This is a genomic window from Bacillus sp. CR71, from assembly GCF_003429245.1.
Classification (GTDB): Bacteria; Bacillota; Bacilli; order Bacillales; family Bacillaceae_G; genus Bacillus_A; species Bacillus_A thuringiensis_S.
This window is the reverse complement of sequence record NZ_CP031748.1, coordinates 5651113-5670768: the sequence shown is the minus strand read 5'-3', so window position 1 is coordinate 5670768 and position 19656 is coordinate 5651113. Positions and strand designations below refer to the sequence as shown.

Sequence of the window (19656 nt, the reverse complement as noted above, 5' to 3'; positions counted from 1 at the left end):
CAGAAGGGAAGGGCATTGGAACTCCTGACAAAGAGGCGTTCTTTGCCTCGTAGGAAGGGGTGAAATGACCGACCCTTCTAGCCACCGGAGCTAGATTCAATAAAAAGCGGAAGCGGCTCTTTCAAAAGAGTCGCGTAAGCTAAACTAATAAAAAATTAAAAGCCAACTTCTCTTAGAAAGCTGGCTAATTAAAAGAAAGCTAGGAGGGAACCCGATGAATAAAGGGCGCGTTACGCAAATCATGGGTCCGGTTGTAGACGTTAAGTTTGATGGCGGAAAGCTACCAGAAATCTACAACGCCCTTACGGTAAAACAAAGCAACGAAAACGGAAGCATGAACTTAACATTTGAAGTTGCACTTCATTTAGGTGATGATACAGTTCGTACAGTTGCGATGTCTTCCACAGATGGACTTGTTCGTGGCACAGAAGTAGAAGATACTGGTAAAGCAATTTCTGTACCAGTTGGTGATGTAACACTTGGACGTGTATTCAACGTATTAGGTGATGCAATTGACTTAGATGGTGAACTTCCTGCGGATGTACACCGTGATCCAATTCACCGTCAAGCACCTGCATTCGAAGAATTATCTACTAAAGTAGAAATTCTTGAAACTGGTATTAAAGTAGTAGACTTACTTGCTCCTTACATTAAGGGTGGTAAGATCGGCCTATTCGGTGGTGCCGGTGTAGGTAAAACAGTATTAATTCAGGAATTAATTAACAACATCGCACAAGAGCACGGTGGTATCTCTGTATTCGCTGGTGTAGGTGAGCGTACTCGTGAGGGTAATGACTTATACCACGAAATGAGCGATTCTGGCGTAATCAAGAAAACTGCGATGGTATTCGGACAAATGAACGAGCCACCTGGAGCACGTCAACGTGTTGCATTAACAGGTTTAACAATGGCTGAGCATTTCCGTGATGAGCAAGGACAAGACGTACTTCTGTTCATCGATAACATCTTCCGTTTCACGCAAGCGGGTTCTGAAGTATCTGCCCTTCTTGGTCGTATGCCATCTGCGGTAGGTTACCAACCAACACTTGCAACAGAAATGGGTCAATTACAAGAGCGTATTACATCTACAAATAAAGGGTCTATCACGTCTATCCAAGCGGTATATGTACCAGCCGATGACTATACTGACCCAGCACCAGCTACAACGTTCGCTCACTTAGATGCAACAACAAACTTAGAGCGTCGTTTAACACAAATGGGTATTTACCCAGCCGTAGATCCATTAGCATCTACATCTCGTGCACTGTCTCCAGAAATCGTAGGAGAAGAACATTATGAAGTAGCTCGTCAAGTACAACAAACTTTACAACGTTATAAAGAACTTCAAGATATCATCGCTATCTTAGGTATGGATGAGTTATCTGAAGAAGATAAGTTAGTTGTACATCGTGCTCGTCGTATTCAATTCTTCTTATCTCAAAACTTCCACGTAGCTGAGCAGTTTACAGGTCAAAAAGGTTCTTACGTACCTGTAAAAAATACAGTTAGTGGTTTCAAAGAAATTCTAGAAGGAAAATATGATGACCTTCCAGAAGATGCATTCCGCTTAGTAGGTGGCATTGAAGAAGTTATTGAAAACGCAAAGAAAATGATGGCGTAAGGCCTTAGGAGGGACGAAGTATGAAGACATTTCCAGTCAGTATTGTAACTCCTGATGGACCGGTTTACGAAAAAGAAGTAGAAATGGTAAGTGTAAAAGCAGAGAGTGGGGAAATGGGGATCTTACCAGGTCACATTCCAACTGTTGCACCATTAAAAATTAGTGCAGTTCGTCTGAAAAATGGTGGACACACTGATTATGTAGCAGTAAGCGGTGGCTTTATCGAAGTTCGTCCAGATAAAGTGACTGTATTATCATCATCTGCTGAAGAAGCAAACCATATCGATATCCATCGTGCAAATGAAGCGAAGCGTCGCGCTGAGCAACGTATGCAAGATAAACAAGCACATGTTGACTTTAAACGTGCAGAAATGGCCTTGCAACGTGCCGTGAACCGTTTAAACGTTTCTGATATGAAGTAAAAAAAATCCGTAAGGGCCCTTGCCTTTACGGATTTTTTGTCTATTTTATGGAGAATTTTACAAAACTGGTATAATTATATTGATGCTTGTATAAGTAGAAGTGTACAACAATTTATATTTTATGAAGGGGATGAATCAATGATTGGTGAAATGAAACGAGAAGCATTGTACTCTTTAAAGGGAAAATGGGGACTAGGTGTTGGGTCAACAATTTTATATTTTATTTTAAGTTATGTCGTTTCGATGGCTGCAATGCTTATACTATTAATTCCAGGAATTATTATATTTCTCTCAGTTGTAAGTTTAACTGGATCATTTGAAGAGGAAACGATGTCAATTGGAGCAGGTATTACCTTTGGGATTTTTTATTGCATTATGATAATTTTGAGTAACGCATCGTATGGGATTACATCATATGGTTATACAAATGTATTTTTACAGATTAGTAAACGAGAAGATGCTAAAGTAGATCACTTATTTGAAGGATTTCGCGGTTTTAAAAGAATGATGAAAACAATGTGGGCAATGCTTGCAATTTTGTTATATACAGGTACATGGATTCCGATGCTGTTAATAGGCTTATTTGCATTGTTAGGTGAAGAAGGGAATACGTCATTTGCAATAGCTTTCTTCGTGCTATTAGCGATTTCAATTGTTGGTATGATTGTGATGTATTTTTCTTATGCGCTGACGTACTATGTAATGATTGAAAATCCAGAATATAGTGTTTCGCAGGCGATGAAGGAATGTAAGAATCTTATGAAGGGGCATAAGTTAGATTTGTTTCTTTTATGGCTGAGCTTCATAGGATGGGCTATTTTAGCGCTTCTTACTTTTGGAATAGGCTTTCTTTGGCTTAGTCCGTATATGAGTACAACGACAGCACACTTTTATCGCTACATCTCAAAAGGTGAATTGCAATAGAAACATGCTATACTAATAGAATTATTGTGTATAGGAGGCTAAATATGATTAGTGATCTAAAAGGAGAAGCACTAGATTCATTAGAAGGGAAATGGGGATTAGCAGTCGGAGCCACATTACTTATTTCTGTTATAATGATCACTTTTAACTTTATTGTTGATTTTTCGTTTACACAAATTTTGGGTTGGGAAGATATGAAAAACTCCATGATAGTAGATATTATTACAACTTTTATGGTAGGTCCATTAACGTTAGGTGGCTATTATTTAGCGCTACATATAATTCGAGAAAAAGACGCGCGTATTGGGCATATATTTAGATGGTTTACAGCAGGAAGTAAGTTTATAAAGTCATTTTTATTATATATAGTAGTGAACATTTATATTTTCTTATGGTTTTTACTATTTATTATTCCAGGCATCATTAAATCATTCTCTTATGCGATGACGTACTTTATAATAAATGATCATCCTGAGTATTCCATAAATCAAGCTATTACAGAAAGCCGTCGTATGATGGATGGGCATAAGATGGAGTATTTCATTTTATGTTTAAGTTTTATCGGTTGGTTTATATTGAGTTGTATTACGTTAGGGATTGGATTCTTATGGTTAATTCCATATTTCTACACAACATCTGCGGCTTTTTACGAAGAAATCGCAGAAGAATATTATGAGAAAAAAATTTAGCACTATAAAACCCCCAGTATGAATTATTTGTTCATACTGGGGGTTTTTTGTAGAAACTTTATAAATTGATTACTAGTAAGTGGTTTACTGAAATAGTAACCTTGCATATATTTACAGTTATGTTTTTGCAGAAACTTAAGCTGTTTTTCGGTTTCAATTCCTTCGGCAACGACTGAAAGATTTAAAGTATTTGCGAGGGAAAGGATTGTAGAAACGATGGCTCGTTCTTCAGGACGATGATCGGCTAATTGTGTGAATTCTCTCGGTACTTTTAATGTGTCGATTGGAAAAATTGATAAATAAGCAAGAGAAGAATACCCAGTACCGAAGTCATCAATGGAAGTTTGGATACCGTATTCTTTTAATTGCTTCAGTCTTAATAACGTTTCTTTCTCGTCAATCATTGCAATTCTTTCTGTTAACTCAAGTGTGACATATTTTGGGTCGACGCTTACGTTGTTTAATATTTGTGAAATATTTTCGATTAATTGATCTTGCCGGAACTCTTTTGCGGATAAATTAACACTTATTTTTAAATTTTGGTAGCCAAGGATATGCCATATTTTTAATTGGAGACAAGCTTCTTGTAATACCCAATGTCCAAGTGGGACTACTTGTGGCGTCTCTTCTACAATTGGAATAAACTCACATGGTGAAATATCACCTAATAGTGGGTGTTTCCAACGTATTAAAGCTTCAGCGCCGATGATTTTATTTGTTGTCGTATCAATTTGTGGTTGATAGACGAGATGAAATTCTTTGTTTACTAAAGCAATTGGCAGATCTTTTTCAATTCGAGCTTTTCGTTCCATTTTTTTATATAGTTCTTTCGTGTAAAGAGAGCTACCGTTTTTTCCTCTATTTTTTGCTTCGTACATGGCCATATCAGCATGCTGCAAAATGGATAGCGGATCTTCACCTGCTTCAGGATATATTGCAATTCCGATACTCGGTGAGATTTGTAAATGTTGATTTTCGATTTCAAATGGCTCATTCATGGCCGCTACAATTATATCAGCCATTTTTTGGACATCTGGCTTTTTTTTGTAATTTTCGATAAGGATTGTGAACTCATCTCCAGCTAGCCGCGCGAGTTTCATATTTGATGTTGATATTCTTTCGAGCCTTTTTGCTACTGCGATGAGCAATAGGTCTCCTACTCGATGACCGAGGGTATCATTAATAACTTTAAAACGGTCTAGGTCGAGAAACATAACAGCAAAAGGCTTTTTCGATATTTTTGCTCGTGCAATTGCCTGTTCCAAATGTTGATGAAATGCACGACGATTTGCAAGCTCTGTTAAAGTATCATGGTATGCTAGAAAATTAATCTGTTCTTGCTGTTGTTTGCTTTCCGTAATATCTTTAATCATTAAATAAACCCCAGAAATTTTCTCTTTTAAAAAGATCGGTACGGCGGTAACGTGCAAGTAGTAAATATCTCTGTTTTTATGATACGCCCGTATTTCTAAAGAGATAGAATGTCCCTTTTTTACACGATGAAAGGAGTTAATCATTTCTTCTAAATCTTCTTCGTATATGAGTGAATAGTAAGGCTGGTTTAATAATTCATTCGTTTGATAACCGAGTAAAGTAGTACCAGCGTTATTTACTTTGAGAAAATTGCCGTATAAATCTAATGTGAAGATTGGATCTGGATGATGCTCGTATAAAGATTTAAACATTTGTTGATTATGATAGAGTTCATTCTTCTGTTCTACTAAATCTTCTGTACGTAGTTTAATTTGTTTCTCGAGTTCTGAGTTGAATTGCATTTGAGCTAGCAATAATATTTTATTTTGTTTTCGAACTAAACTATGACGTATGAGAACGAAAGAGAAAGTTATTATAAGACCAATTACTATAATAGGCCCAAAGACGTATTCAACTAATATAAAAAGAATAAGTGTTATTACTGAAATATAAGGCAATGATAATCGGATTGATTCACCAATTTTAGGTGTTAGTAGTACTTGCTCTTGTTTTTCAGGTTCTTTTGTATGGAGAATACAGGCGATTGCTACTAGTACTAAGGTTACTTGATAGAAAGGAGTAACTGTAAACATAGAATACTCTGGTATGAAGTATTTTATATAAGCATAAATCGCATCTGTAGTAGCATATAAAATTAAAGCACTGCTAAGAAGCGCACCAACCTTTTTAGGTAATAAGGATAGTGGTTTGAATAAAAGATTGATTCCTATTAAGAGAAAGAGTAAATCAACCATTGGATAGGTAAGTTGAACAAATATGTCGATATAGGATGTTGTGAAAAAGTGAATGGTTCGTTCAATAAGTAAGTAGTAACTTAAAGTAAATTGGGCTGTAACGATAATACAAATATCACATAGCATAAAAAGTTTTTCTAATAAATCTCGGTTATAAATGATTTCGTATAGAAAGGCAAATGCAAAAGTAACTAAAAAAAGTAAGTAAAAAAAGTCAGATGGATCAACGAACGTATAGAAGTCCTTTACAATTAAACGCTGATAGGCAACGACTATATCACCGATAAAATAAGAGAGAGCTCCAACGGATAATATAATCCAAAATAAACGAGATAGCCCTTCTTTCATGTTTGAAAAGTAAAGTATATAACTACAAGCGATAATATCAATTAATAGGGTACTCATTCCGATTAATAGCTGAAAAGGAAATGAATATTCATATAGAAAAGGCATCGCTACGTAGTGAATCGTTATAGACAGCAATACAATGCTTATAAGAATACTTACATGTGTTTGTTTTTTCATTTATATCACCTACGGTTTCTTGAAAAGCGTATATAAGTTTTATATTTATTTTGCACAGTTATAGCGAGTTGTAAAAATAGATTTTAATAATTCTTGTTTCTGTCTCCCAACATATCGACATAGGAATTTGAAGTTTGCTATAATGATTAGAATAGTTGCATTATTTAGAAAAATTTAAAAATAATAATTACTGCAACTAGGACATATTGTTTACTATGTGAACTTGTTCTTAATTTAGGGGGGAGGGTTTCACAATGGCAAGTGTATATGAAAATAGTTATATGATCGTTTTGATTTTCTTGCTATTAGGTATATTGCTGCCGGTAGTGGCTCTTACATTAGGAAGGATGCTGCGCCCAAATAAGCCAAGTGCAGCAAAGGCGACGACGTATGAGAGTGGAATTGAGCCGTTTCATGATGCAAATATTCGGTTTCATGCTCGTTATTATATTTTCGCTTTATTGTTTGTGATCTTTGATGTAGAAACTTTATTTTTATATCCTTGGGCTGTTGCGTATGACAAGCTAGGTTTATTTGCATTAATTGAAATGCTCATCTTTGTTGTAATGTTGCTAGTTGGATTAGCGTATGCTTGGAAAAAGAAGGTGTTACAATGGTTATAAATTTTGAGGAATTACATCCAAATGAGCGAGCAGAATTAGAACGAAATATCTTTTTTTCTACATTGGAGCAGTTGAAAGGATGGGCGAGGAGCAATTCTTTATGGCCAATGACATTCGGACTGGCGTGCTGTGCAATTGAAATGATGGGAGTAGGCTCATCACATTACGATTTAGATCGATTTGGGTCATTTTTTCGGACTTCACCAAGACAATCGGACGTCATGATTGTATCGGGAACAGTAACGAAGAAGATGGCTCCTATTGTTCGGCGCTTATATGATCAAATGCCCGAACCGAAATGGGTTATTGCGATGGGATCTTGTGCGACAGCAGGTGGTCCGTATGTAAATTCATATGCTGTTGTGAAAGGTGTAGACCAAATCGTACCAGTTGATGTGTATATTCCTGGTTGTCCCCCAAATCCGGCTGCATTAATTTATGGAATTAATAAATTAAAAGAAAAAATTCGTTACGAAGCAAAGACCGGGAAGCAGGTGACGAATAAATGAGTAATCCAAACAAAGACTTAGAGGATCTGAAAAAAGAAGCAGCTAGGCGTGCAAAAGAAGAAGCGAGAAAACGCCTTGTAGCGAAACACGAGGCGGAAATAAGTGAGCTTGAGGCAGAAAATCAAGAAAAAGAGAAAGCGCTACCAAAAAATAATGATATTACTATAGAAGAAGCAAAACGACGTGCAGAAGCGGCTGCAAAAGCAAAAGCGGCGGTGTTAGCGAAGCAGAAAAGAGAAGGAACAGAAGAAGTAACGGAAGAAGAAAAAGCGAAAGCGAAGGCGAAGGCAGAAGCGGCTGCAAAAGCAAAAGCGGCGGCGTTAGCGAAGCAGAAAAGAGAAGGAACAGAAGAGGTAACGGAAGAAGAAAAAGCGAAAGCAAAGGCAAAGGTAGCGGCAGCAGCAAAAGCAAAAGCGGCGGCGTTAGCGAAGCAGAAAAGAGAAGGAACAGAAGAAGTAACGGAAGAAGAAAAAGCGAAAGCAAAGGCAAAGGCGGTGGCAGCAGCCAAGGCAAAAGCGGCAGCATTAGCGAAGCAGAAAGCTTCGCAAGGTGATGGGGATTCGGGAGATGAAAAGGCAAAGGCAATTGCAGCAGCAAAAGCGAAAGCAGCAGCGGCTGCAAGAGCGAAGACAAAGGGAGCTGAAGGTAAGAAAGAGGATGAGCCGAAGCGGGAAGAAACGTCCGTAAATCAGCCGTATTTAAATCAGTATGTTGAGGCTATTAGGGAGAAGGTAGGAGAGGGTGCATTAGTAGATTCCTACATTAATAAACTGTCAAAGGATGTGCCGACTCTTGTGGTGGATCCCGAAAAATATTATGAAGTGATGGAGTCACTGCGATTCCATGAAGGACTTGCTTTTGATTATATGTCAGAGCTACATGCGACGGATTTTGTGACACATATGGAAGTATATGTTCATTTGTTTTCATATGGTAAGAAACAATCGGTAGCGGTGAAGGTAAAGCTAGACCGGGAAGAACCGCAAGTTGAATCTGTGACAGCGCTTTGGAAAGGGGCTGACTGGCCGGAGCGAGAAGCATACGATTTGCTCGGCATTGTATTTAAAGGGCATCCGAATTTAACGCGTATTTTAATGCCAGATGATTGGGTAGGACATCCGCTTAGAAAAGACTATGAACCGTATGATGTGGAGGTGTAGCTATGATCCGTACGGAAGAGATGCTTTTGAATGTAGGACCTCAGCATCCGAGTACACATGGTGTGTTCAGGCTCGTAATTAAGATTGACGGGGAAATTATTAGAGAAGCTACACCGGTTATTGGGTATTTGCATCGCGGGACGGAAAAAATCGCTGAGAGCTTACAGTATACGCAAATTATCCCTTATACAGATCGAATGGACTATTTATCAGCCATGACGAATAATTACGTCATTTGCCATGCTGTAGAGACGATGATGGGACTTGAAATTCCGGAGCGTGCCGAATACTTGCGAGTACTTGCGATGGAGCTAGGGAGAATTGCAAGCCATCTCGTTTGGTGGGGGACGAATCTTCTTGATATAGGAGCGGTCAGCCCGTTTTTGTACGCGTTTCGTGAACGAGAGATGATTATAAATTTATTAAATGAATTATGCGGGGCACGGCTTACTTTTAACTATATGAGAGTTGGCGGTGTGAAGTGGGATGCGCCAGATGGTTGGATTGAAAAGGTGGAAGAGTTTGTTCCGTATATGAGAGAGCAATTGGCAGGTTATCATGATCTTGTTAGCGGTAATGAGATTTTCTTAAATCGTGTGAAAGGCGTTGGTATATATAGCGCGGAAGAAGCGATCTCGTATTCTTTAAGCGGAGCAAATTTGCGGTGCACTGGAGTAAACTGGGATCTTCGCAAAGACGAGCCGTATTCGATTTATGATCGTTTTGATTTTGATATTCCTGTTGGAAGCGTGGGAGATGCTTGGGATCGCTACGTTTGCCGAATGCAAGAAATCGAGGAGTCTTTAAAGATTGTTGAGCAAGCAGTTCAGCAGTTCCCAAAAGATGGAGCAGTGCTGGCAAAAGTACCGAAAATTATTAAGGCACCTAAGGGAGAAGCGTTTGTACGTATCGAATCGCCGCGCGGAGAGATTGGTTGTTACATCGCTAGTGACGGAAAGAAAGAGCCGTACCGTTTGAAGTTTCGTAGGCCATCTTTTTATAACTTGCAAATTTTACCGAAGTTATTGAAAGGTGAAAACATCGCTAATTTAATTACGATTTTAGGTGGAGTTGATATTGTACTTGGGGAGGTTGATGGCTAATGATTGAGACGCTCTTACAATCACCTTCAAGCTGGACGAATTTCTTCATTTTTTTCGGATTAGCGGTGCTTCTACTATTTGCAGTCCTTGGCTTCGTTACATATGGAATTTTGGCAGAACGGAAAGTGATGGGATTTATGCAAGGGCGGATTGGACCAAACCAGGTTGGAGGCCGATTCGGTTTACTGCAAACGGTAGCTGATGTTTTAAAACTATTATTGAAAGAAGATAGTATTCCGAAAGCAGCAGATAAACCACTGTTTATATTAGCACCTGTCATTGCATTTGCGCCAGCATTTATGGTGCTGGCAGTTATACCGTTCACTGATAAATTTCAATTTGCCGATATTGGAGTCGGGCTACTTTATTATATCGCTGTTTCCGGTATTACGACGATAGGTGTTGTAACTGGGGGATGGGCATCGAATAATAAATATTCCCTTTTAGGAGGGATGCGTGCGGCGGCGCAAATGATTTCTTATGAGATTCCGCTCGTAATGAGTGTAATTGGTATCGTGTTGTTGGCTGGTAGCCTGAATTTAAATGAGATTGTAGCGGCGCAGGAGAAGGTTTGGTACATTTTCGTGCAGCCAATTGGCTTCGTCGTTTTCTTAATTGCAGCAGTTGCAGAGTTAAATCGGACGCCATTCGATTTGCCAGAAGCGGAGTCAGAACTTGTTTCTGGATATCATACGGAATACTCAGGTTTTCGCTGGGCGTTTTTCATGCTTTCAGAGTACGTATATTTCTTCGGGATGGCATCGTTAATTACAGTGCTCTTTTTAGGCGGATGGAATCCAGTCATGTTTCTTGGATTTATCCCAGGTGCCGTATGGTTTGCTTTGAAATTTAGCAGTGTAGTCTTTCTATTAATTTGGTTCCGCGTTACGTTCCCGCGTATAAGAGGTGACCAGTTAATGGAGTTTGGATGGAAAGTATTATTGCCGATTGCACTTGCAAATATTTTCTTAACGGCATTGATTAAGGAGTTATTCTTCTAATCTATGAGGGGGGTGCCAGTAAGAGATGAAGGGACTATTTAAAGGATTAAAATATACACTAAGTAATTTGAGCAAGAAGAAGGTAACGTATGATTATCCAAATCAACCGTTGCCGTTGCCAGACCGTTTTCGGGGGATTCAAAAATTCTATCCGGAGAAATGTATTGTTTGTAATCAATGCTCTAACATTTGTCCGACAGACTGTATTCAGTTAACAGGAAAGAAACATCCGGATCCTACGAAAAAAGGAAAAATTATCGACACGTATGATATTAATTTTGAAATTTGTATTCTTTGTGATTTATGTACAGAAGTTTGTCCGACAGAGGCGATTGTCATGACAAATAACTTTGAGCTCGCGGAATATTCACGTGATGACTTATTTAAAAATTTGCAGTGGCTTGACGAAAACGACGAAAACGTCAGGAAGGAGAATAAGGCATGAATGGCGAGTTTGTAGCATTCTTTATACTATCCTTGTCTGCAATTATCGGCGGTGTTCTTATGTTGAACTTAACGAAAGTTATGCACATGATGCTAGCTCTCGTTCTAACATTTCTCAGCATTGCAGGTTTGTATTTTCTTTTATCAGCCGAATTTATAGGCGTTGCACAAATTTTACTTTACTCTGGTGCAATCACAATTATTATGATTTTCGGCATTATGTTAACGAAACATAACGCGGAAAATGAATCGCGTCTTACTCTTCGAAAATGGATTATCTTCTTTGCGGTTGTAGCATTTGGAGCGGTTATGTATTTCGCTGTTAATAATATTGATTTTGCAAATGAGAGCACACAAGGAAGTTTACTTCTCCATGAAAACAACACACTTCAAATCGGTACGCTTCTCTATTCAAAATATATTATCCCATTTGAACTAACTTCAGTTATTTTACTTGTAGCACTCGTTGGCGCGATTATACTTGCGAAAAAGGACGAGAAAGAGGAGGATTCCAATGAGTAGCGTTCCGGCTTCTGCATATTTAACACTTGCGATTATTTTGTTTTGCATCGGCCTATTTGGAGCTTTAACAAAGCGGAATACAGTAATCGTATTAGTTTGTATCGAATTAATGCTAAATGCTGCCAATTTAAACTTAGTGGCGTTTAGTAAATTAGGCTTATTTCCGAATTTAACAGGTCAAATTTTCTCACTGTTTACGATGGCTGTAGCGGCAGCGGAAGCGGCGGTAGGACTCGCTATTTTAATTGCTTTATATCGTAATCGTACGACAGTTCAGGTGGATGAAATGGATACGCTCAAAGGATAGCATTGTGACCGAAAAAGGGGGAAGGAAACAATGATCGATTATGCATGGCTCATACCGCTTTTCCCACTCGTTTCGTTTTTGTTACTTATTATATTCGGGAAGAAAATTAGAGAAGGAAGCAGTGTACTTAGTATTTTTTTCGTCTTTCTCTCCTTTATACTTGCGGTACTTGTGTTAATAGAAAGATTTTCAGAAGCAAGCGTGAAGCATAAGTGGGTGTGGCTTAGAGCTGGAGATGTGGATATATCATTTGGCTTTGAAGTGACTGCATTAGGAGCTTTAATGTTGTTTATCGTTACGCTTGTGAGTCTGCTTGTACATGTGTATTCGAAAGGTTATATGAAAGGTGATGAACGATTACCAACCTTTTACGCATATTTAGGACTCTTTACATTTGCGATGTTAGGGCTTGTTATATCAACGAATTTATTACAGCTTTATATATTTTGGGAATTAGTTGGCCTTGGCTCATTTTTACTTATCGGTTTTTATTTCTTTAAAGAAGAAGCGAAGGCTGCTGCAAAAAAGGCTTTTATTATGACCCGTATTGGGGATGTTGGTTTATTTATCGGGATGATTTTAATTTTTTGGTACGCAGGTAGTTTTGAATATGACGCAATATTTAGGGCGATTTATACAGGGGATCTACCTCCTTACATGATTACAATAACGGCGATATTAATTTTTATCGGGGCGATGGGGAAATCAGGTCAGTTCCCGCTTCACACGTGGTTGCCAGATGCAATGGAGGGGCCAACGCCCGTGTCGGCACTTATTCACGCGGCGACGATGGTTGCAGCGGGCGTATATTTAGTAGCGACGATGTTTCCATTATTTTCGGCAAGTGCGGTAGCGATGCAGACAGTGGCAATTGTCGGAGCTTTCACTGCAATCTTTGCGGCCTCTATCGGCCTTGTACAAACAGATATAAAGAGAATACTTGCTTATTCTACAGTTAGCCAGCTCGGGTATATGATGCTCGCGTTAGGTTCTGCTGGTTATGTAGCTGGTATATTCCATTTGACGACACATGCTTTTTTTAAAGCACTACTATTTTTGGCAGCAGGAAGTGTAATTCATGCCGTGCATACGCAAAACATTAACAAAATGGGCGGTTTACAGAAGAAGATGAAAGTAACTGGTACGCTATTTTTGATAGGTACACTTGCAATTAGTGGGGTTCCACTCCTTTCTGGGTTCTTTAGTAAAGATGAAATTTTGGCTGCGACTTGGATGAATGGTAATTACTTTTTATTCGTATTAGCAGTACTTGCGGCATTCTTAACGGCATTTTACATGTTTCGTCTATACTTCCTTGTCTTTACTGGGGAAGCGAAGACGAAGGAAGATGTGCATGAGTCGCCCCGCATTATGACGTATCCAATGATTGTTCTCGGCGTTCTCGCAGTAGTGGCAGGATATATAAATACACCATGGTTTGGGACGTTTCTCGGAGATTGGTTGACGAAAGATGTAGGGTTTAAGGTTGAAGAAGCGCATGGACCAGTTTGGATTATGATTGTTGCGACGCTCGTTTCATTTGCGGGAATCGCTCTTGCATATTTCATATATGGCAAGAAATCAATTTCTAGAGAGTGGGCTGGGGGTACGGGAACCTCGCTTTATAATCTTTTGAAAGAAAAATATTATGTGGATGAACTATACAACATGACGGTGATCCCTATTACGAAAGGAATCGCTCGTGTGCTTCGCTTATTTGAAGTGTATGTAGTCGAAGGAATTGCAGTTTTAATTGCAAGTGTAGTTAAAGGCACAAGTAACCTTGGCTCGAAACTTCAAAACGGGAATGTACAAGTGTACGGTACTGTAACGGCGGTTTCGCTCGCTGTACTCGTCATTATTTTGCTCTATACGGGAGGGGATTTACGATGAATGATTTGTTGTTAACGTTCTTCATTTTTTCCCCGTTTTTAGGAATTTTATTGCTTGTATTAACACCGAAAAAGGAATTGCGTACAGTGCGGGCGCTTGGCTTATTTGGGACGGCACTTCCATTTGGAATCGCCATCGTCCTCGCTTGTACATATGCTTCTGGAAAGAGCTTGTCACTATTTGATGAAAAGGTGAAATGGATTAAGTTCGGAGATTTTACAGCGGTGGATAAAAGGTGGTTTTCTATTTATTACGAGCTCGGTATTGATGGTTTGTCGCTTGTCATGATGGTACTGACGGCTCTTCTAGCGATGCTTGCAGCAATTGCAGCCTTTTCTATTAAAAGCAATTTAAAAGCATTTTATATGCTGTTACTCATGCTAGAAATAGGGATGCTCGGCGTCTTTGCTGCTCAAAATTTAATGTTGTTTTTTATCTTCTTTGAAATTACGTTGCCACCCATGTTCTTATTAATTGGGAAGTGGGGAAAATTGTCGAGTGAAAAGGCTGCTTATAGTTATTTAATATATAACGGTATTGGCTCAGCTATTTTGCTCATTGTTTTCTCAATTTTGTTCGCGAAAACAGGTACAACAAATATTGTGGAGCTGAAAGAGATATTAAGAAGCGTAAGCGCAGGGGGAGAACTCGTCATCCCAAGTAGCTTGCAGCTTGGTGTATTTATTGCCATAATGATTGCCTTTGCAATTAAACTACCTGTTTTTCCGTTGCACCGCTGGATGGTCAATGTACACATAGAAGCGCATCCAGCTGTAGTTATGCTTCATGCGGGTGTTTTGTTAAAGATTGGAGCGTACGGTATTATTCGCTTCGGGAAAGGGTTATTCCCGGAATATTTTCACGATGTTGCAACGCTAATTGCGATATTAGGCGTAATTAATTTATTATACGGTGCCTTTTTAGCGCTCATCCAAACGGACTTTAGGAAAGTACTCGCTTACTCTAGTATTTCGCATATGGGAATTGTATTAATGGGACTTGCGTCACTTAATGCACCTGGTACACAAGGAGCGCTATTCCAAGTTGTATCACATGGTTTAATTGCAGCCTTGCTCTTCTTCTTGCTAGGTGTTATAGAACAACGATTTGGAACTTCGGATATTACGGTGCTAGGCGGACTTGCGAAAAGTGTACCGATACTTAGCGGATTCTTTTTAGCAGGAGGAATGGCATCACTTGGATTACCAGGGATGTCTGGGTTTGTTAGTGAATTTCTTGCCTTTCTCGGTTTATTTCAAGGAGAGCCCGTCATTGCTGCAGTCGGTGTGATTGGCATCATTTTAACCGCTGTATACGTATTAAGAGCGACACTTCAAGTGACATTTGGAAAGAAAGAATGGGAAGCAAAATCTGATATACACGGATGGGAGTACGTCCCTGTTTTACTACTTATCTTTTGTATTATTGCAATTGGGGTTATGCCAGAGATACTAGGGGATCCGCTTCAAAATACATTGAAAACATTGGGGGTGAAGTAGGATGGATATGAATACGTTACTTAGCTTATCGTGGCATCTAATGGTGCCAGAATTCATTATTCTCGGGGCCGCCATCCTTCTTTCCATATGTGATTTGTTTTTTAAGCTGAACCATAGATATGTAGCTCTTGGTGCGATTGCTGCCATCGTATTAGCAATTGTTTCATTAATTACGCTATATAGCGAACCAGCTGGAGATATTTTAAATGGATCGTTTGTGTTAGATGGATTTTCAAAAGGGTTTAAAACGTTGTTATTAGGCGCCTCAGCTCTCATTTTATGCATCGCAATGAGCGATGATAAGAAGAATCCGATTGAAGATAAGGGCGAATATTATTACTTATTTTTAATGGCACTCCTTGGCGCGATGTTCATGGCTTCTAGTGTTGACTTTATCACCCTTTTCGTTGGTTTAGAGTTACTTTCACTTTCTTCTTATATTTTAGTCGGAATACGAAAAAAGAACCGTGCATCAAATGAAGCGGCAATGAAATATGTCATTAGCGGAGGAATTGGAACGGCGATCACGCTCTTCGGAATGAGTTATTTATACGGTATTACAGGTTCAACTAACATTGTAGATATGCAAAAGGTACTCACTGGGGAGCTCGCTAGTGGTATTCAGTTATTGCTAGCTCTCGCATTTCTTTTATTGCTAGTCGGTCTCTCATTTAAAATTGCCACAGTGCCGTTTCATATGTGGGCACCTGATGTGTATGAAGGAGCGACTACACCTGTTACCGCTTTTCTTGGAACGATTTCTAAAATTGCTGGGTTCCTACTCATTATTCGTTTGTTCCTTATGGTTTTTGCAAGTGTATTAATACAAGGAGATATGCAATCTTTATATGGGCATATGAGTATATATATTGCGGTGCTAGCAAGTATAACGATGATTGTTGGGAATGTAGTCGCGTTAAAACAATACAACATAAAACGTTTATTTGCTTATTCAGGTATTGCGCATGCTGGGTATTTGCTCGTTCCACTTGTGGCATTATCACCATTTACGCTGGATAGCATGTGGTTTTATATGCTGGCATACATGCTTATGAATATAGGCGCGTTTGCCATTATCCACGGCTTAATCTTACAAAACGATAAGGAAAATATAACGATTTTCACCGGATTATATAAGAAATCACCATTTGCAGCGATCATGATGACAATCTTTATTTTATCGCTGGCCGGGATACCAGGGACGGCTGGCTTCATTGGAAAGATTAACATCTTTTTAGGCGCGCTTCATGTAGAGCCAGCACATTACGTAATAGCTTCGATTATGATGGGTACGACAGTTGTTTCATTCGTATATTATTTCCGTATTTTACAACAAATGTTTTTCCGCACCGGAGAGACAGAAGAGAGGATACGGTTACCGTTAAATATAAAGGTTGTTATGAGTCTTTGTGCAATTTCGATTGTAATACTAGGGATTATGCCGATGATTGGGTACAATTTCTTTTATGAATATTTTCCATTAATGAAAGATTTCTTCTTCTTAGGGAACGTGGTACAATAGTGAAAATAAAAGGTGTGGAGTCAGTACTCTGCGCTTTTTATTTTGTGTTAACTTGTAATGTAGATATACGTTTTTTGAAAGAAAATCACGATGTAAAATGTAAGATGTCTATGTGCATTTGAAAAAGTGTGGCTCCTACTTATTATGGTATCGTTTTTATATTCTTTCATAAGTAGTAGCTGAGTAAAAAGGGGTCGATTTTTTGGCACAACTTTTAGGGCAACAAGCACTGATTGCCATTGTTTCGCATTTATTGTTTATTACCATTACGTGGTGGGCTTTGCAAGGCATTCACATTGAGCGTTTAATGAAGTCCGGAAAAGTGCTGCAGACGCGAGTATTACTCATCTTAATTACAATTGCAATTGGGACATCTGTAAGTAACTTTTTCCTTGATTATTTAGGCTATTCGAAGAGTTTAACGTATTTAGTAAAGTAAGTGTATAGAACCTCAAATCTCCGTTAACAATGGGGATAGGAGGGGATGAAATTGAAGCTTAAAGCCATTCTTATTGTTGCACTTAGTGTTGTTTTATTTTTGGTTGGATATAGAGAGATGAAACCGATAAGCGATGAACAGAAAATGGAGAGCATGATTAAGGCTTTAGAGAAAAATGATGCTAAAGTAGAAAAATGGTCATGGTTAGCTAGAGAAACAAAAACAATTTCTAATATACATACGTTTCAAAAGTTGTTAAACGATGTGAAGGACAAGGCAAATATTCAAAAGTGGGAAGTAGAGCAATCTCCAGATGGATATAAAGCTACATCCTATAAAAAGTTTGCTTCTCATGAAGAACGAGTAGTAGTAACTTGGAGTAAAGAAAATACTAAAGAAAACACTTTCATTATCTTTGAAGTAAGTGGGGCGAAATGGGACCCGAAGTATGTTCAAAAAGTGAATAAAATTTTTAGTGAAAAACCTATAATTTACACTTGTGTTCAAGGTGTACTGAATGATAAGATTGAAGGTGTTTTGCAAAATAAAACCAATCAGGTTTTGAAAGATCTTTCAGCAAGAGCGATCGAACAAGTAGAAGAAAGAGCATTTGTGTCAGTCTCCGCATACAATAAAAAGTGGGATGACGCTCTTTCAACAAATAGAGAGAAAATAAATGTGCAAATAGCAATACGTTCTACAGACAACAAAGATACAATTGTGGTTGGCACACCGATCATAACTTCTGAGTATTGAGTGAATAGATACTGAAAAAAGGACACGGAGGGGAATAATTTGGAAAAGATCATCGTCCGTGGCGGAAAGCGGTTAAACGGCACAGTGCGTGTTGAGGGCGCAAAAAATGCTGTATTACCTATAATCGCTGCAGCCCTATTAGCGAGTGATGGAAAGAATGTACTATCTGAAGTACCAGTTTTGTCTGATGTATACACAATTAATGAGGTATTACGTCATTTAAATGCTGAAGTCGTATTTGAAAATAATCAAGTAACAATCGATTCTTCTAAAGAACTAAACATTGAAGCACCATTTGAATATGTACGTAAAATGCGTGCATCTGTTCAAGTAATGGGACCATTATTAGCACGTAATGGTCGTGCTCGTATTGCACTTCCTGGTGGATGTGCAATCGGTTCACGTCCAATTGACCAACATTTAAAAGGCTTCGAAGCAATGGGAGCAAAAGTACAGGTTGGTAACGGTTTTGTTGAGGCATATGTTGAGGGAGAACTAAAAGGAGCTAAAATCTACTTAGACTTCCCAAGCGTAGGCGCGACAGAAAACATTATGTCTGCAGCTACATTAGCAAAAGGGACAACAATTCTTGAAAACGCAGCGAAAGAACCAGAAATCGTTGACTTAGCTAACTTCTTAAATGCAATGGGAGCGAAAGTACGCGGAGCTGGAACTGGAACGATTCGTATCGAAGGCGTTGATAAATTATATGGTGCAAACCACTCTATTATTCCTGACCGTATTGAAGCGGGAACATTCATGGTTGCAGCAGCAATTACTGGTGGAGACATCTTAATTGAAAATGCTGTACCTGAACATTTACGCTCAATTACAGCGAAAATGGAAGAAATGGGTGTTAAAATTATTGAGGAAAACGAAGGTGTACGTGTTATCGGCCCAGATAAGTTAAAAGCGGTTGATATTAAAACTATGCCTCACCCAGGTTTCCCAACAGACATGCAATCACAAATGATGGCATTATTACTACAAGCTGATGGAACAAGCATGATTACAGAAACGGTATTCGAAAACCGCTTTATGCACGTTGAAGAATTCCGTCGTATGAATGCTGATATTAAAATTGAAGGTCGTTCTGTTATTATGAACGGTCCAAACAGCTTACAAGGTGCTGAAGTAGGCGCAACTGATTTACGTGCTGCAGCTGCATTAATCTTAGCTGGTTTAGTATCAGAAGGTTATACTCGTGTAACTGAGTTAAAACATCTTGACCGTGGTTATGTAGATTTCCATAAGAAATTAGCTGCATTAGGTGCAACTATTGAACGTGTAAACGAAAAAGTAGAAGAAGTGAAAGAACAAGAAGTTTCTGATCTTCACGCTTAATTGAAATAGTCTCTATGTCTTTTGACATAGGGGCTATTTTTTTTTGGGTTATTACTGTTATAGTCAATAAATTCTATACTTATGCACGTACCAGTAAAAATATTTAGAAAATTTCCGTTTTATGC

The 19656-nt window shown here is 38.7% G+C and carries 19 protein-coding genes; 18 read left to right on the top strand and 1 reads right to left on the bottom strand.

Annotated elements, in window-relative coordinates:
* Positions 1-214 precede the first annotated feature (214 nt).
* From atpD to DOS87_RS28725, 4 genes are all read left to right on the top strand, one after another.
* Entirely contained in the window at positions 215-1621 is a 1407-nt protein-coding gene (atpD, locus tag DOS87_RS28740; protein WP_001032597.1) for a F0F1 ATP synthase subunit beta, read from the top strand.
* A 20-nt stretch (positions 1622-1641) separates the two neighbouring features.
* Entirely contained in the window at positions 1642-2043 is a 402-nt protein-coding gene (gene atpC / locus DOS87_RS28735; protein WP_000847214.1) for a F0F1 ATP synthase subunit epsilon, read from the top strand.
* Between the two features lie 138 nt (positions 2044-2181).
* Complete coding sequence (locus DOS87_RS28730; protein ID WP_000578833.1) at positions 2182-2967, top strand: DUF975 family protein; 786 nt, start codon at positions 2182-2184, stop codon at positions 2965-2967.
* 44 nt (positions 2968-3011) lie between these two features.
* The gene (locus DOS87_RS28725; protein WP_000622478.1) at positions 3012-3656 is read left to right on the top strand and encodes a DUF975 family protein; all 645 of its coding nucleotides are present in this window, start codon (positions 3012-3014) and stop codon (positions 3654-3656) included.
* A gap of 23 nt (positions 3657-3679) precedes the next feature.
* On the opposite strand, the gene DOS87_RS28720 is transcribed toward DOS87_RS28725, so the two are convergent.
* Positions 3680-6409: a putative bifunctional diguanylate cyclase/phosphodiesterase gene (locus DOS87_RS28720; RefSeq protein ID WP_151619110.1), complete on the bottom strand. Its 2730-nt coding sequence runs from the start codon at positions 6407-6409 to the stop codon at positions 3680-3682.
* Positions 6410-6663: 254 nt separating this feature from the next.
* On the opposite strand from DOS87_RS28720, the gene nuoA reads away from it, so the two are divergent.
* The 14 genes from nuoA to murA all read left to right on the top strand — a co-directional run bounded on the left by nuoA (position 6664) and on the right by murA (position 19531).
* Entirely contained in the window at positions 6664-7032 is a 369-nt protein-coding gene (nuoA, locus tag DOS87_RS28715) for an NADH-quinone oxidoreductase subunit NuoA (protein WP_000179273.1), read from the top strand.
* The gene (gene nuoB / locus DOS87_RS28710) at positions 7023-7541 is read left to right on the top strand and encodes an NADH-quinone oxidoreductase subunit NuoB (protein ID WP_000236331.1); all 519 of its coding nucleotides are present in this window, start codon (positions 7023-7025) and stop codon (positions 7539-7541) included. The genes nuoA and nuoB overlap by 10 nt, the downstream gene beginning before the upstream one ends.
* Complete coding sequence (locus tag DOS87_RS28705) at positions 7538-8701, top strand: NADH-quinone oxidoreductase subunit C (protein WP_208730166.1); 1164 nt, start codon at positions 7538-7540, stop codon at positions 8699-8701. The genes nuoB and DOS87_RS28705 overlap by 4 nt, the downstream gene beginning before the upstream one ends.
* 2 nt (positions 8702-8703) lie before the next feature.
* Positions 8704-9804: an NADH-quinone oxidoreductase subunit NuoD gene (nuoD, locus tag DOS87_RS28700; protein ID WP_000621463.1), complete on the top strand. Its 1101-nt coding sequence runs from the start codon at positions 8704-8706 to the stop codon at positions 9802-9804.
* The gene (gene nuoH / locus DOS87_RS28695; protein WP_000573426.1) at positions 9804-10805 is read left to right on the top strand and encodes an NADH-quinone oxidoreductase subunit NuoH; all 1002 of its coding nucleotides are present in this window, start codon (positions 9804-9806) and stop codon (positions 10803-10805) included. The genes nuoD and nuoH overlap by 1 nt, the downstream gene beginning before the upstream one ends.
* Before the next feature lie 25 nt (positions 10806-10830).
* Positions 10831-11250, top strand: a complete 420-nt coding sequence (gene nuoI / locus DOS87_RS28690) for an NADH-quinone oxidoreductase subunit NuoI (RefSeq protein ID WP_000677191.1) — start codon at positions 10831-10833, stop codon at positions 11248-11250.
* Positions 11247-11771: an NADH-quinone oxidoreductase subunit J gene (locus DOS87_RS28685; protein WP_098577944.1), complete on the top strand. Its 525-nt coding sequence runs from the start codon at positions 11247-11249 to the stop codon at positions 11769-11771. The genes nuoI and DOS87_RS28685 overlap by 4 nt, the downstream gene beginning before the upstream one ends.
* Positions 11764-12078, top strand: a complete 315-nt coding sequence (nuoK, locus tag DOS87_RS28680; RefSeq protein ID WP_000100079.1) for an NADH-quinone oxidoreductase subunit NuoK — start codon at positions 11764-11766, stop codon at positions 12076-12078. The genes DOS87_RS28685 and nuoK overlap by 8 nt, the downstream gene beginning before the upstream one ends.
* Positions 12079-12108: 30 nt before the next feature.
* The gene (nuoL, locus tag DOS87_RS28675; RefSeq protein WP_208730165.1) at positions 12109-13971 is read left to right on the top strand and encodes an NADH-quinone oxidoreductase subunit L; all 1863 of its coding nucleotides are present in this window, start codon (positions 12109-12111) and stop codon (positions 13969-13971) included.
* The gene (locus DOS87_RS28670) at positions 13968-15470 is read left to right on the top strand and encodes an NADH-quinone oxidoreductase subunit M (protein ID WP_151525165.1); all 1503 of its coding nucleotides are present in this window, start codon (positions 13968-13970) and stop codon (positions 15468-15470) included. The genes nuoL and DOS87_RS28670 overlap by 4 nt, the downstream gene beginning before the upstream one ends.
* Before the next feature lie 7 nt (positions 15471-15477).
* On the top strand, positions 15478-16992 hold the full coding sequence (nuoN, locus tag DOS87_RS28665) for an NADH-quinone oxidoreductase subunit NuoN (protein WP_346608246.1): 1515 nt from the start codon (positions 15478-15480) through the stop codon (positions 16990-16992).
* A 202-nt stretch (positions 16993-17194) separates the two neighbouring features.
* The gene (locus tag DOS87_RS28660) at positions 17195-17431 is read left to right on the top strand and encodes a DUF1146 family protein (protein ID WP_000057889.1); all 237 of its coding nucleotides are present in this window, start codon (positions 17195-17197) and stop codon (positions 17429-17431) included.
* A gap of 51 nt (positions 17432-17482) precedes the next feature.
* The gene (locus DOS87_RS28655) at positions 17483-18187 is read left to right on the top strand and encodes a YwmB family TATA-box binding protein (RefSeq protein WP_000767913.1); all 705 of its coding nucleotides are present in this window, start codon (positions 17483-17485) and stop codon (positions 18185-18187) included.
* A 39-nt stretch (positions 18188-18226) separates the two neighbouring features.
* The gene (murA, locus tag DOS87_RS28650) at positions 18227-19531 is read left to right on the top strand and encodes a UDP-N-acetylglucosamine 1-carboxyvinyltransferase (RefSeq protein WP_000411275.1); all 1305 of its coding nucleotides are present in this window, start codon (positions 18227-18229) and stop codon (positions 19529-19531) included.
* The last annotated feature ends 125 nt before the right edge of the window (positions 19532-19656 follow it).

Bases quoted from the DNA above. Each gene is read 5' to 3' on its own strand.
- atpD (WP_001032597.1), top strand. From the start codon at position 215: ATGAATAAAGGGCGCGTTACGCAAATCATGGGTCCGGTTGTAGACGTT.
- atpC (WP_000847214.1), top strand. From the start codon at position 1,642: ATGAAGACATTTCCAGTCAGTATTGTAACTCCTGATGGACCGGTTTAC.
- DOS87_RS28730 (WP_000578833.1), top strand. From the start codon at position 2,182: ATGATTGGTGAAATGAAACGAGAAGCATTGTACTCTTTAAAGGGAAAA.
- DOS87_RS28725 (WP_000622478.1), top strand. From the start codon at position 3,012: ATGATTAGTGATCTAAAAGGAGAAGCACTAGATTCATTAGAAGGGAAA.
- DOS87_RS28720 (WP_151619110.1), bottom strand. From the start codon at position 6,409: ATGAAAAAACAAACACATGTAAGTATTCTTATAAGCATTGTATTGCTG.
- nuoA (WP_000179273.1), top strand. From the start codon at position 6,664: ATGGCAAGTGTATATGAAAATAGTTATATGATCGTTTTGATTTTCTTG.
- nuoB (WP_000236331.1), top strand. From the start codon at position 7,023: ATGGTTATAAATTTTGAGGAATTACATCCAAATGAGCGAGCAGAATTA.
- DOS87_RS28705 (WP_208730166.1), top strand. From the start codon at position 7,538: ATGAGTAATCCAAACAAAGACTTAGAGGATCTGAAAAAAGAAGCAGCT.
- nuoD (WP_000621463.1), top strand. From the start codon at position 8,704: ATGATCCGTACGGAAGAGATGCTTTTGAATGTAGGACCTCAGCATCCG.
- nuoH (WP_000573426.1), top strand. From the start codon at position 9,804: ATGATTGAGACGCTCTTACAATCACCTTCAAGCTGGACGAATTTCTTC.
- nuoI (WP_000677191.1), top strand. From the start codon at position 10,831: ATGAAGGGACTATTTAAAGGATTAAAATATACACTAAGTAATTTGAGC.
- DOS87_RS28685 (WP_098577944.1), top strand. From the start codon at position 11,247: ATGAATGGCGAGTTTGTAGCATTCTTTATACTATCCTTGTCTGCAATT.
- nuoK (WP_000100079.1), top strand. From the start codon at position 11,764: ATGAGTAGCGTTCCGGCTTCTGCATATTTAACACTTGCGATTATTTTG.
- nuoL (WP_208730165.1), top strand. From the start codon at position 12,109: ATGATCGATTATGCATGGCTCATACCGCTTTTCCCACTCGTTTCGTTT.
- DOS87_RS28670 (WP_151525165.1), top strand. From the start codon at position 13,968: ATGAATGATTTGTTGTTAACGTTCTTCATTTTTTCCCCGTTTTTAGGA.
- nuoN (WP_346608246.1), top strand. From the start codon at position 15,478: ATGAATACGTTACTTAGCTTATCGTGGCATCTAATGGTGCCAGAATTC.